Genomic DNA, 12,884 nt, shown 5'->3' on the forward strand with positions numbered 1-12,884 from the left:
CCAGCTGTCCCACCGCCGCGTCGATCAGCGCGGAGTCCACGCCCTTGGTCCGCAGTTCCTGGGCGAGCGCCCGGCGGGCCAGTCCCCTGCCGTGGTGCCGGGATTCCACCCAGGCGTCCGCGAAGGCGCTGTCGTCGATCAGGCCGACCTCCTCGAACCGCGACAACACCTCGTCCGCGACGTCCTCGGGGATCTCCCGCTTGCTCAGGGCGTCCGCGAGCTGCTTGCGCGTGCGTGGAGTTCCGGTGAGCAGACGCAGGCAGATCGCCCGCGCCTGCTCAACCGGGTCCCCCGGGTGCTCCCCCGTCCCGGCCCTCGACGAGAAGGAAGAGCCTCCGTCCTGTGGGGCCTCGGCCGGTTGTCCGCCACCGCGCCGCCGCCCTCGCCCGCGTCCACCGCGCACGCGGCCCTCGCCGCGTGGAGCGTCCTCGCCGTGCGCGTCCTCGCCGTGCGCGTCCTCGCCGTGCGCGTCCTCGTCGCCCCGCACGTCGTCGTACGCCCCGCCATCACCCCCGACGAACCCCGTGTTGCGCCCGCTCCCCCGCCGCTGCGGGGCCACGGGGTGGGCGTACTCGGCCCAGTCGGTTCGTCGTGTCATGGGCTAGCTCTTGGCCGCCGGGGCCTTGGCCTTGGCCGCCTTGGCCGCCGGTGCCGGCACCGTCTTCGCGGTGTCGTCGGCCGCGGGAGCGGCGGCACTCGGCGCGTCCGTGCCCGGTTCGGCGGTGGGCTCCTCCGGCCGGACGCCGACGCCCAGCTTCTCCTTGATCTTCTTCTCGATCTCGTTGGCCAGGTCGGGGTTGTCCTTCAGGAAGTTGCGCGCGTTCTCCTTGCCCTGGCCGAGCTGGTCGCCCTCGTACGTGTACCAGGCGCCGGCCTTGCGGACGAAGCCGTGCTCCACGCCCATGTCGATCAGCCCGCCCTCGCGGCTGATGCCCTGGCCGTAGAGGATGTCGAACTCGGCCTGCTTGAAGGGCGGCGCGACCTTGTTCTTGACGACCTTGCAGCGGGTGCGGTTGCCGACCGCCTCCGTGCCGTCCTTCAGGGTCTCGATGCGGCGGATGTCGATGCGCACCGAGGCGTAGAACTTCAGCGCCCGGCCACCGGTCGTGGTCTCCGGGGAGCCGAACATCACGCCGATCTTCTCGCGGAGCTGGTTGATGAAGATGGCGGTGGTCTTGGACTGGTTGAGCGCGCTGGTGATCTTCCGCAGGGCCTGGCTCATCAGGCGGGCCTGCAGACCGACGTGGCTGTCGCCCATCTCGCCCTCGATCTCCGCGCGCGGGACGAGCGCCGCGACGGAGTCGATGACGATGAGGTCGAGGGCGCCGGAGCGGACCAGCATGTCCACGATCTCCAGGGCCTGTTCGCCGTTGTCCGGCTGGGAGAGGATCAGGTTGTCGATGTCGACGCCGAGCTTGCGCGCGTACTCGGGGTCGAGGGCGTGCTCGGCGTCCACGAAGGCGACCTGGCCACCGGCCTTCTGGGCGTTCGCCACCGCGTGCAGGGTCAGGGTCGTCTTACCCGACGACTCCGGACCGTAGATCTCGACGACGCGGCCGCGCGGCAGGCCGCCGACGCCGAGGGCCACGTCGAGCGCGGTCGACCCGGTCGGGATGACCTCGATGGGCTCCTTGGAGCGCTCGCCCATGCGCATGACCGCGCCCTTGCCGAATTGCCGTTCAATCTGTGCGAGGGCGGCGTCGAGTGCCTTCTCGCGGTCGGTACCTGCCATGGGTTCCACCCGGTTTGCTTGAGTCGATCGCTTCACGTCAAAGACGCTAACGCCTGCCACTGACAATGCGCCCCGACGCCCGTCCGGCTGTGGATAACTCGGGCACTTCTCCGCCAAAACCGTGTCGAAATCCCCGCCGTGAGCCCCGCCGGAGCCTCCATAAGAATGGATGTTCGATTTTTGTGTCAAGCGCACCGGCCGGCACTTGCGAACCCACCGTCGCGCAGGGAACAGCGGCCCGGTGCCGGGCTGCTCCCCCCGGAGTAGGGCGGGTGTCTTCGGCCGGAGGACGACGGGCCGAGGCCGCTCCCGGGAGCCTTGGCTCATGGAAATCGACAGGCTGCCGGAGACGTCCACCACCGAGGCGTTGCCGTCACTCCCGCCGGAACGGCGATCCGGCATGCGCCCGGTGGAGCGTCTTTGCCATGCGACCGGTGCCTTCCTGGTCGTTTCCGGTCTGGTGCACCTGGTGGTGTTCCTCGTCGACGGCGGTCCCTGGGACGGGCCCGTCTCCTGGCGCAAGCCCTTCACGTTCGGGCTGTCCTTCGGGCTCACGCTGATCGCGGTCACCTGGGTGACGTCGTACCTCCGCGTCGGGGCGCGACTGCGCACGGTGCTGCTCGCCGTGTTCGCCGCCGACTGCGTCGTGGAGGTCGCCGGGATCACCCTCCAGGCGTGGCGACGCGTGCCCTCGCACCTCAACACCGAGACGCCCTTCGACACGGCGGTGGCGATGACGCTCGCGCTGGGCGGCGCCGTCCTCGTCGTCGTGCTCTCGACGTTCGCCGCCGCCGCGTTCCGGCGCAGGCCGGGAGGCCCTCTGGGCATGGGGCTCGCGCTGCGCTCCGGGTTCGCGATCCTGATCGTGGCGCTGCTCTCGGGCGCCGCGATGATCGCGCGCGGGACCGTACTGTCCCGCACCGGGCACCAGCAGGCGGCGTACCACTCCACGGCGCCGCTCAAGCCGCTGCACGGGGTCAGCCTGCACGCCGTGCTGGTGCTGCCCGCGCTGGCCTGGCTGCTGTCCCGCACGTCCTGGCGCGAGGCCACCAGGCAGCGGGTCATGTACGCCGCGGTCGGCGGCTACGCGGCCGCCGTGCTCGGCGCGGGCGTCTGGGCGGCTCTCTCCTGGTGAGCGGGCGCCCTCAGCGCTCGAACAGCCGCCGTACGCGTGTCGTGAGACTGCCCGAGCCTCGCGTGCGGTGCCCGTGGACGCGGGGGTCGTCGGTGACGTCGTACCGCTTCACGTACGCCCCCAGGAAGGCCTGCAGCGTGGCGACCGCCGGGATGGCGATCAGCGCGCCCACCGCGCCGAGGAGGGCGGTGCCCGCTACGACGGACCCGAAGGCGACCGCGGGGTGGATGTCCACGGACCGCGCGGTCAGCTTGGGCTGCAGCATGTAGTTCTCGAACTGCTGGTAGACCACGACGAAGATCAGCACCCACAGGGCGTACCAGGGGGCCACGGTGAAGGCGATCAGCATCGGCAGGGCACCGGCGAGATAGGTGCCGATGGTGGGGATGAACTGGGAGACCAGGCCGACCCAGACGGCCAGCACGGGCGCGTACGGGATGCTCAGCGCCTGCAGCAGGACATAGTGCGCGATGCCGGAGATCAATGCCATCAGGCCGCGCGAGTAGAGGTAGCCGCCCGTCTTGTCCACGGCGATCTCCCAGGCGCGCAGCACCTCGGCCTGCCGGGCGGGCGGCAGCACCGAGCACAGCGCACGGCGCAGCCTGGGCCCGTCGGCGGCGAAGTAGAACGAGAACAGGCCGATCGTCAGCAGCTGGAAGAGGCCGCCCAGGACCTGGGCGGAGACGTCCAGGACACCGGTGGCGCTGTTCTGGACGTACTTTCTGAGCCAGTCGGAGTGGACCAGGCTGTCCTGCACGTCCACGCGTCTGAGATGGGTGTGGAACGTGGTGTTGATCCAGTTGATCACCGAGTCGAGGTAGCCCGGGAAGCCTTCGACCATCTTGATGATCTGGCCGGCGAGCATCGAGCCGAGCAGCGTGACGAACCCGGCGACGGCGATCGCCAGGGCGAGGAACACGAGGAAGGTGGCCAGCCCCCGGCGCATGCGGTGGGCGGCCATCCAGCTGACCGCGGGCTCGATGGCGAGCGCCAGGAAGAACGCGATCAGGATGTTGATCAGCAGGCCGATGAGCTGGTGGAACGCCCAGCTGCCCAGTTGGAAGACGGCGACGAGCGCGAGGGCGAGCACCATGGCGCGCGGCAGCCAGCGCGGCATGCGGGCGCCCGGTGCGGCGCCGCCGCCCGACGGGGGCGGCTGGGGCGGTGTCGTGCCGAGCGGTGGTGCCTGGTGGGGGACCTGCGCGGTCTCGTCTGTCGGGGCCACGGAGCAAGTCTCGCCCACGCCGACGGCATCCGGGGACCCCTGTGGATCTCCGCGCTTCTTCAGCGCTTCTCCCGCGGAACGTCCATGGCCGTGCACACGGCGTGCCACACGTCCTTGGCCTCCCAGCCGGCTTGCAGCGCCTGGTGCACGGTGCGCCCGCCGAGTTCCGACATCACGTGGTCGCGCGCGAAGGTGTCGGCGTAGGACTCACCGAAGTGATCCGCCATCCGCTGCCAGAAGACCGTCAACCGCATGACACCAGTATCCCGCCCCTGAGAGTGGGGCCGGGCCGGGACGGCTTGCCGAGAACGCTTTCCGTCCTACGGTCTGATCCATGGCCGAAACCGGAGCATCCCCACTCCTTCCCGCGCCCTCGGCGCGCACCCCGCTCTCCCGCGCCGAGCACTTCGTGTGGCTCACCGCGCGCGTGCTGGAGCAGCGCCGTTTCGCGTACCACTTCCTGGGCGGCGGCGCCGATCCCGTGGAGACCGCGCTGGCCGCCTACCGCAACGAGGACGAGGGGTACGGTCACGCCCTCGAGCCCGATCTGCGCGGCCCGGTCAGCCAGCCCCTGCACACCGCCCACGCCCTGCGAGTGCTGGACTCGATCGGCCGTTGCGGCGGTCAGCGGGTGGAACGCGTGTGCCGCTATCTGACCGCCGTGTCCACAGCGGACGGCGCCCTTCCGGCGGTGCATCCCGTGCAGCGCGGCTATCCGGCCGCGCCCTTCGTGCCCGTCATCGACAACCCGCCGAGCGATCTGCTCGCCACGGGCCCGGTGGTGGGCCTGCTGCACCGCAACGAGGTGTGGCACGCGTGGATGTTCCGGGCCACCGACTTCTGCTGGCAGGCGGTCGAGTCCCTGGACAAGTCGCATCCGTACGAGGTCGAGGCGGCCGTGGCGTTCCTGGACTTCGCGCCCGACCGCCCGCGCGCGAAGGCCGCGGCCGAGCGGCTGGGCCGCCTGGTGCGCGAACAGCGGCTCGCGGTGCTGGACCCTGACCGTCCGGAGGCGTATCCGGTCGCCTCCGGGTACGCACCGGGCGAGCACCACTTCCCGTACGACTTCGCGCGTACCCCGGACTCCCTCGCGCGCGCGTGGTTCACCGACGAGGAGATGGCGCGCGCCCTGGACTTCCTCGCAGCCGAGCAGCAGGAGGACGGAGGCTGGCCGGTCCGGTGGCGCCAGTGGGCTCCGGGCACCGTCCTGGAGGCCCGCCCCCTGGTGACCATCGACGCGCTGCTCACCCTCAAGGCGTACGGACGGCCCATCGGCTGAGTCGGGGGCGGCCCCCGCGCGGTGCCGCCCGGGGGCACGCGGACGGGCCGAGCGCCGACCGTCGCGCCCGTCATCGCCGGCATCCTGCCGTGATCGGCCCCGAACCTGCCACGGCCCCTTCCGTGCCGGGCCGGTCGGCCCTGCCCACGGTGGCCGACCATCCCCGGGCGGGTCGCCGTGTCGTACGTCCTCGCAGGTCACGGGCATTGTCAGTGGGCGGGTGCAGGATGGACGCATGGTCAGCTCCGCACACCGAGCCCTCGACGGCTTCTCACCCGCGACCCGCGCCTGGTTCACGGGGGCGTTCTCCGCGCCCACCGCGGCCCAGGCCGGGGCGTGGCGTGCCATCGCCGCGGGCTCGGACGTGCTCGTGGTCGCCCCGACCGGTTCCGGCAAGACGCTGGCCGCCTTCCTCGCCGCGCTGGACCGGATGGCGTCCACCCCGCCGCCCGCCGACCCCACGAAGCGCTGCCGTGTGCTGTACGTGTCCCCGTTGAAGGCTCTCGCGGTCGACGTGGAGCGGAACCTGCGCAGTCCGCTCACCGGCATCCGCCAGGAGTCGGTCCGGCTCGGCCTGCCCGAGCCGGAGGTGAAGGTGGGCATCCGCTCCGGTGACACCCCGGCCGCCGAGCGCCGCGCCCTGGCCACGCGTCCGCCGGACATCCTGATCACCACTCCGGAGTCGCTGTTCCTGATGCTGACGTCGTCCACGCGGGACGCGCTGACGGGCGTGGAGACGGTCATCCTCGACGAGGTGCACGCGGTCGCGGGCACCAAGCGGGGCGCGCACCTGGCGCTCTCCCTGGAGCGGCTCGACGAGCTGCTGCCGAAGCCCGCGCGCCGCATCGGCCTGTCCGCCACCGTGCGCCCGGTGGACGAGGTGGCCCGCTTCCTCTCCCCGCGCCGCAAGGTGGAGATCGTCCAGCCCGAGTCAGGCAAGGAGTTCGACCTCTCGGTCGTCGTACCCGTCGAGGACCTCGGCGAGCTGGGCGGCTCCCCGGTCTCCGACGGCACCGAGGGCGCGGAGCGCCCGTCCATCTGGCCGCACGTCGAGGAGCGCATCGCCGACCTGGTCCAGGCGCACCGCTCCACGATCGTGTTCGCCAACTCCCGCCGCCTCGCGGAGCGACTGTGCAACCGGCTGAACGAGATCGCCTACGAGAGGGCGACGGGCGAGACGCTGGAGGAGCATCACGCGCCCGCCCAGCTGATGGGGGGCTCCGGCGCGGCACAGGGAGCACCCCCGGTCCTCGCGCGCGCCCACCACGGGTCGGTGTCCAAGGAGCAGCGCGCTGTCGTCGAAGAGGACCTGAAGGCGGGCCGGCTGCCGGCGGTGGTCGCCACCTCCAGCCTCGAGCTGGGCATCGACATGGGCGCGGTGGACCTCGTCGTCCAGGTCGAGTCACCCCCGTCCGTGGCGTCCGGGCTGCAGCGGGTGGGACGGGCGGGACACCAGGTCGGCGCGGTCTCCACCGGGGTGGTCTTCCCCAAGTACCGCGGCGACCTCGTACAGGCCGCCGTGGTCACCGAACGGATGCGCACGGGCGCGATCGAGTCGCTGAAGGTCCCGGCGAACCCGCTGGACGTGCTCGCGCAGCAACTCGTCGCGATGACGGCGCTCGACACCTGGCAGTTCGAGGACCTCCTCGCGGTGGTGCGCCGGGCGGCACCGTTCGCCTCGCTGCCGGAGTCGGCGTTCACGGCGGTGCTGGACATGCTCGCGGGCCGCTACCCCTCCGACGCCTTCGCGGAGCTGCGGCCGCGCGTGGTGTGGGACCGGGTCGCGGGCACCATCAGCGGCCGCCCCGGCGCCCAGAGGCTCGCCGTCACCTCCGGGGGCACCATTCCGGACCGCGGGCTGTTCGGGGTGTTCCTCGCCGGTGCCGATCCCAAGAAGGGCGGCGGCCGGGTCGGCGAGCTGGACGAGGAGATGGTCTACGAGTCCCGGATCGGGGACGTGTTCACCCTCGGCACCAGCTCCTGGCGCATCGAGGACATCACCCGCGACCGCGTTCTGGTGTCCCCCGCGCCCGGTGTCCCCGGCCGGCTGCCGTTCTGGAAGGGCGACCAGCTGGGCCGCCCGCTGGAACTGGGTCGCGCGGTGGGCGCGTTCCTGCGCGAGGTGGGCTCGATGCCCAAGGACGACGCACGCCTGAGGCTGCTGGCGGCGGGCCTGGATGCCTGGGCCGCGGACAACGTGCTGTCGTACCTGGACGAACAGCGCGAGGCCTGCGGCCACGTCCCCGACGACCGCACGATCGTCGTGGAGCGGTTCCGTGACGAACTGGGCGACTGGCGGGTCGTGGTGCACTCCCCCTTCGGGGCCCAGGTGCACGCCCCGTGGGCGCTCGCGCTCGGTGCCCGCCTGTCCGAGCGCTACGGTATGGACGCCCAGGTCATGCACGCCGACGACGGCATCGTGCTGCGCCTGCCGGACGCCGACCTGATGGGCCTGGACCTGCTGGACCAGGAACCGATGAAAGCCGGCTCGGAATACGACGCCGAGCAGGCACCCGTCGGCGCGGCCGACGTCGCCTTCGACAAGGGCGAGGTCGACCAGATCGTCACCGACCAGGTCGGCGGCTCGGCGCTGTTCGCGTCCCGGTTCCGCGAGTGCGCGGCCCGGGCACTGCTGCTGCCGCGCCGCAACCCGGGGCGGCGCACCCCCCTGTGGCAGCAGCGCCAGCGCGCGGCGCAACTGCTGCAGGTGGCGAGCGAGTTCGGTTCGTTCCCGATCGTCCTGGAGGCGGTGCGCGAATGCCTGCAGGACGTCTTCGACGTCCCGGGCCTGATCGAGCTGATGGGCGACCTCGAGTCCCGCAAGGTGCGGCTCGTGGAGGTGACCACCCCCGAGCCGTCGCCGTTCGCCCGCTCGCTGCTGTTCGGGTATGTCGCGCAGTTCCTCTACGAGGGGGACTCTCCGCTCGCCGAGCGGCGCGCCGCGGCGCTGTCGCTGGACTCCCGGCTGCTGGCGGAGCTGCTGGGCCAGGCGGAGCTGCGGGAGCTGCTCGACGCCGAGGTCCTGACCGAGCTGGAGCGGGAGCTGCAGTGGCTCACCGAGGACCGGCGCGTCAAGGACGTCGAGGGGGTCGCGGACGTGCTGCGGGTGCTGGGACCGCTCACCGACGCCGACCTGGTGGCGCGGGGGGCCGACCCCCAGTGGGCCCGTGAGCTGGCGGCGGCCCGGCGCGCGATCAAGGTCCGGATCGCGGGCGCCGACCACTGGGCGGCGGTCGAGGACGCGGGCCGGCTCCGCGACGCTCTCGGCACGGCGCTGCCCGTCGGCGTCCCGGAGGCGTTCACCGAGCCGGTCAAGGACCCTCTCGGCGACCTCCTCGCCCGGTACGCGCGCACCCACGGTCCCTTCACATCGGCGACGGCGGCCACGCGGTTCGGACTCGGGGTCGCGGTCACGGAGGGCGCGCTGCAACGGCTGGCGGCGTCCGGGCGGATCGTCCAGGGCGAGTTCCATCCGGCGGGCATCGGCCAGGAGTGGTGCGACGCGGCGGTACTGCGCAGGTTGCGGCGCCGTTCGCTGGCGGCGCTGCGGCACGAGCTCGAGCCGGTGTCGACGCCGGCCCTGGCGCAGTTCCTGCCGCAGTGGCAGCACGTCGGCAGCGGGCACGGGCTGCGGGGCGTGGACGGACTGGTGCGTGCCGTCGAGCAGTTGCAGGGCGCGTCCGTGCCCGCGTCCGCCCTCGAGAAGCTCGTCCTGCCGTCCCGCGTCGCGAACTACTCCTCCGCGATGCTGGACGAACTGACGGCCGCCGGCGAGGTGGTGTGGGCGGGCGCGGGCGCGCTGCCCGGCAAGGACGGCTGGATCTCCCTCTACCTGGCGGACGCCGCCCCTCTGCTGCTGCCCGCCCCGCACCCCCTGGAGCTGACCGCCCTGCACCAGGCGATCCTGGACGCCCTCTCGGGCGGCTACGGACTGTTCTTCCGGCAGATCGCCGACCAGGTCCGCGCCACCACGCACCCGGACGTCACCGAGCCGCAACTGGCCGACGTGATCTGGGACCTGGCGTGGTCCGGGCGGCTCACGAACGACACGCTGGCGCCCATGCGGTCCTTGCTCGGCTCGGGCCGCACCGCGGGGGCCACGGCCCACCGCGCCAAGCGCGCCGTCCCGCGCGGGCGCTACGGCTCACTGACGGCCGCCGCCCGGCCCCAGTCACGTACGGGTCCGCCGACCGTCGCGGGCCGTTGGTCCCTGCTGCCCGCACACGAGGCCGACCCCACCGTCCGCGCCCACGCCCTGGCCCGGACGCTGCTCGACCGGCACGGCGTGGTGACCCGGGGGGCGGTGGCCGCAGAGGGGGTGGAGGGCGGCTTCTCGGCCGTGTACCGGGTCCTGTCCGCCTTCGAGGAGAGCGGTCAGGCACGGCGCGGTTACGTCGTCGAGGGGCTGGGCGCGGCACAGTTCGCGATGGACGGCGCGGTGGACCGGCTGCGCGCGGTGGCGAACGCCCGCGAGCGGGGCGAACCGCTGCCGGGCGCCGGAGCGGGACCCGGCGCGGGGGACGGTTTCGCCGGAGCCTCCACAGACCCGTTCGCCTCGGGCGCAGTCCCGGGCAGCCCGGGCAGCGACGATCCCGAAGACCCGTTCGACATCGACTTCGCCGACGCCTTCGACATGGGCCCGGCCGCCCAGGACCAGCTGTCCGCCCCGGGCTTCGGAGGCCCCCGCTCGGGATCCGGCTTCTCCTCCGGGGTTCCTGCCACCCGCTCCCCCTTCGGGCAGCACGGACGAGGGAACCTCCCGCCGAACCGCACCCGCACCTCCGTACCGGCCCGGGCCGTGGTCCTGGCCGCCGCCGACCCCGCGAACGCGTACGGCGCGGCGCTCCCGTGGCCCGAGCCGCCCACGGGTGCGGGGCACAAGCCGGGGCGCAAGGCGGGTTCGCTGGTGGTCCTGGTCGACGGCGAGCTGACCCTCTACGTCGAGCGGGGCGGGAAGACGGTGCTGGCCTGGCCCTCCGCCCCGGAGGCCGGGCCGACCGAGGACGAGCGCCTGCGCATGGCCGCCGAGGCCCTGGGGACGGCCGCCAGGGCGGGTTCCCTCGGCACCGTGACGGTGGAGCGGATCAACGGAGCCTCGGCCCTGTCGTCCCCCTTCGGCGTCCTCCTGGAAGGAGCGGGCTTCATAGCGACCCCGCGGGGACTGCGGATCCGTGCCTGAGCCTCGACGTGCCACTCTTGACCCATGCCCGAAGGTGACACCGTCCACCAGGCCGCGAAGCGTCTGCACGGCGCGCTCGCGGGGAAGGTGCTGACGCGTTGCGACCTGCGGGTGCCCAGGTACGCGACGGCTGATCTCACCGGCCGTACCGTCCTCGACGTCACCCCGCGCGGCAAGCATCTGCTGACCCGTATCGAGGGCGGGCTCACGCTGCACTCCCACCTGATGATGGACGGGGCGTGGAAGGTGTTCGCGGCGGGGCAGCGTTGGAGCGGCGGTCCCGCCCACCAGATCCGGGCGATCCTCGGCACCGTCGACCGCACGGCGGTCGGCTACCGCCTGCCCGTCCTGGAACTGCTGCGCACCGCCGACGAGCACCGCGCCGTGGGGCACCTCGGCCCGGACCTCCTCGGCCCCGACTGGGACCCCGGCACGGCGCTGGAGAACCTGCTGCGCGACCCCGCCCGCCCCCTCGGCGAGGCCCTGCTCGACCAGCGCAACCTCGCCGGCATCGGCAATGTCTACAAGAGCGAGCTGTGCTTCCTGCTCCGGGTGACCCCGTGGCTGCCTGTCGGCGAGCTCCCGGCCGAGCACGCCGCCCACCTGCCCACCCTCGCCAAGAAGCTGCTGGAGGCGAACCGCGACCGCCCGGCCCGCAACACCACCGGACGGCGCGAACAGAACCTGTTCGTCTACGGTCGCGCGCCCCGCCCCTGCCTGCGCTGCGGCAACCCGGTCCAGGTGGCGGAGCAGGGCGACGGCTCCCGGGAGCGGCCCACGTACTGGTGCCCGGCCTGCCAGTGGGGCCCGGCTCCCGCACCCGGCGTGGCGGACCACCGTCACAGCCGCCCACGCCCAGGTAATTGACGAGCCGTCAGATACGCTCGTAGCGTCGCTGTCATGCCCGTCACGGCGTACGACCTCAGCGAACGCACCGTCTTCGTCACCGGCGCCGCGAGCGGCATCGGCCGGGCCTCGGCCGTGCTGCTCGCCGAGGCCGGCGCGACCGTGCACTGCGCCGACCGCGACGCGCCGGGACTGCACGAGACGGCGGCCCTGATCGAGGACCGGGGCGGCACGGCACACACCCACCACCTCGACGTGACCGACCGGGCCCGGCTCAAGCGGGCGGTCGCGTCCTGCGACCGCCTCGACGCGATGGCGGCCGTCGCCGGGATCATGCACAGCAGCCCGGTCCTCCAGACGCGGGACGAGGACCTGGACCGGGTACTGGCCGTCGACTTCAAGGGGGTCCCGTACGCGTGCCAGGAGGCGGCGCTCCGGATGATCGAGGACGGGACGCGCGGCAGCATCGTCACGATGGCGTCGAGCGCCGTCGACACCGGTGGCCCGGGGCTGCTCTGCTACGGCGCGGCGAAGGCGGCCGTGGTGCAGCTGACGAAGACCCTGGCGACCGAGGTCGCGCCGCACGGCATACGGGCGAACGCCGTGGCGCCGGGCTGGACCCGTACGCCGATGACCGACCGGCACGGTCAGGCACAGGAGCGCACGGAGGCGTTCATGGCGCGGCAGTCACCGCTGGGCCGGACCGGCGAACCGCAGGATGTCGCGCACGCGGTGCTGTACCTGGCCTGCGACGCCTCGTCCTTCGTCACGGGGCAGATCCTCCGTCCGAACGGCGGCGTGGCGATGCCCTGGTGACAGCTACAGCCCCGGCCGCAGCGACAGGTGGGCGGCCACACCGACAGGGCCGGGGGGCGGGCGCGGCCGGGCCGGTCACGGGCGCGCCCCCAGGAGTCCCCTGAACACCCCCGGACGCCGTCCTACCGGCCCCGCACACTCCCCCGGCGTCCCCGCCCCCTCACCCTGGTTGCGCGCCCCTCCCGCGCCCCCTCACGGCCTGCCACCGCCGCCAGGCCCGAGCCCACTGATCCGACCCGGCCGCCCCCACGGCCCTGGCCTTCGGCACACAGTGCACCGGCAGCAGACTCAGTCCCCATCCCCCGATGGCGACCGCACCTTCCAGCACCCCTGCGTCGGGTGCCAGCACGAGTCGGAGCACCCCCCACCACCACAGCGCACCCAGCGCCAGCGCAACCCCCCAGCGCGCCGCGCGCCCCGCCATGGCCGTCACCTCCAACCCGAGGAACCAGACCCTAGACGGAGCCGTCACCGCCAGGGAGGGCGCACCAGCGGCACACAGGCGCACCGGACCCAGCGCATGCCCCGGGCATCTGGCGCACGCGGCGCACCCCGCGCACACCCCGGTCGGGCCGCCCCGGGTCGCTGTGCGCTCACGCGTTCTCCGCCTGGAACATCCAGTGGTGCTTCTCCAGCTCCGCCGTGACGTTGATGAAGATGTCCTGGCTCACC

9 protein-coding genes and 1 pseudogene are annotated in these 12,884 nt (G+C 73.0%); 5 read left to right on the forward strand and 5 right to left on the reverse strand.

The window, feature by feature from the left end:
- On the reverse strand, window positions 1-598 hold a 598-nt coding region (locus C3488_RS37245; protein ID WP_103845286.1), incomplete at its 3' end, for a regulatory protein RecX.
- A gap of 3 nt (window positions 599-601) precedes the next feature.
- A complete protein-coding gene (recA, locus tag C3488_RS37250) occupies window positions 602-1,732 on the reverse strand; it encodes a recombinase RecA (RefSeq protein ID WP_103845287.1) in 1,131 nt (376 codons plus the stop codon).
- A gap of 400 nt (window positions 1,733-2,132) precedes the next feature.
- Between recA and C3488_RS37255 the strand changes: the two genes are divergently transcribed.
- The gene (locus C3488_RS37255) at window positions 2,133-2,867 is read left to right on the forward strand and encodes a hypothetical protein (RefSeq protein ID WP_103845294.1); all 735 of its coding nucleotides are present in this window, start codon (window positions 2,133-2,135) and stop codon (window positions 2,865-2,867) included.
- A gap of 10 nt (window positions 2,868-2,877) precedes the next feature.
- Here C3488_RS37255 and C3488_RS37260 read toward each other — a convergent pair whose 3' ends face one another.
- Both C3488_RS37260 and C3488_RS37265 read right to left on the reverse strand, forming a co-directional pair.
- Window positions 2,878-4,092: an AI-2E family transporter gene (locus tag C3488_RS37260; protein ID WP_103845288.1), complete on the reverse strand. Its 1,215-nt coding sequence runs from the start codon at window positions 4,090-4,092 to the stop codon at window positions 2,878-2,880.
- A 59-nt stretch (window positions 4,093-4,151) separates the two neighbouring features.
- Window positions 4,152-4,346 carry a DUF3046 domain-containing protein gene (locus C3488_RS37265; protein WP_103845289.1) on the reverse strand — a complete coding sequence of 65 codons (195 nt, stop codon included), beginning with the start codon at window positions 4,344-4,346 and terminating at the stop codon, window positions 4,152-4,154.
- A gap of 80 nt (window positions 4,347-4,426) precedes the next feature.
- Between C3488_RS37265 and C3488_RS37270 the strand changes: the two genes are divergently transcribed.
- From C3488_RS37270 to C3488_RS37285, 4 genes are all read left to right on the forward strand, one after another.
- On the forward strand, window positions 4,427-5,371 hold the full coding sequence (locus C3488_RS37270; RefSeq protein WP_103845290.1) for a hypothetical protein: 945 nt from the start codon (window positions 4,427-4,429) through the stop codon (window positions 5,369-5,371).
- A 235-nt stretch (window positions 5,372-5,606) separates the two neighbouring features.
- Window positions 5,607-10,550 carry an ATP-dependent helicase gene (locus tag C3488_RS37275; RefSeq protein WP_103845291.1) on the forward strand — a complete coding sequence of 1,648 codons (4,944 nt, stop codon included), beginning with the start codon at window positions 5,607-5,609 and terminating at the stop codon, window positions 10,548-10,550.
- A gap of 24 nt (window positions 10,551-10,574) precedes the next feature.
- Window positions 10,575-11,417, forward strand: coding sequence for an Fpg/Nei family DNA glycosylase (locus C3488_RS37280; RefSeq protein WP_103845292.1), 843 nt, complete (start codon window positions 10,575-10,577; stop codon window positions 11,415-11,417).
- A 33-nt stretch (window positions 11,418-11,450) separates the two neighbouring features.
- Window positions 11,451-12,212, forward strand: a complete 762-nt coding sequence (locus C3488_RS37285) for an SDR family NAD(P)-dependent oxidoreductase (protein WP_103845293.1) — start codon at window positions 11,451-11,453, stop codon at window positions 12,210-12,212.
- 593 nt (window positions 12,213-12,805) lie between these two features.
- Here C3488_RS37285 and C3488_RS37295 read toward each other — a convergent pair.
- A pseudogene (locus C3488_RS37295) lies at window positions 12,806-12,884 on the reverse strand (DNA starvation/stationary phase protection protein); the annotation flags it as partial.

The sequence above is a fragment of the Streptomyces sp. Ru72 genome, from assembly GCF_002920635.1.
Taxonomy (GTDB): Bacteria; Actinomycetota; Actinomycetes; order Streptomycetales; family Streptomycetaceae; genus Streptomyces.

Coding starts and splice junctions, on each gene's coding strand:
- C3488_RS37255 (WP_103845294.1), top strand. CDS start 2,133: ATGCGCCCGGTGGAGCGTCTTTGCCATGCGACCGGTGCCTTCCTGGTC.
- C3488_RS37270 (WP_103845290.1), top strand. CDS start 4,427: ATGGCCGAAACCGGAGCATCCCCACTCCTTCCCGCGCCCTCGGCGCGC.
- C3488_RS37280 (WP_103845292.1), top strand. CDS start 10,575: ATGCCCGAAGGTGACACCGTCCACCAGGCCGCGAAGCGTCTGCACGGC.
- C3488_RS37275 (WP_103845291.1), top strand. CDS start 5,607: ATGGTCAGCTCCGCACACCGAGCCCTCGACGGCTTCTCACCCGCGACC.
- C3488_RS37265 (WP_103845289.1), bottom strand. CDS start 4,346: ATGCGGTTGACGGTCTTCTGGCAGCGGATGGCGGATCACTTCGGTGAG.
- recA (WP_103845287.1), bottom strand. CDS start 1,732: ATGGCAGGTACCGACCGCGAGAAGGCACTCGACGCCGCCCTCGCACAG.
- C3488_RS37285 (WP_103845293.1), top strand. CDS start 11,451: ATGCCCGTCACGGCGTACGACCTCAGCGAACGCACCGTCTTCGTCACC.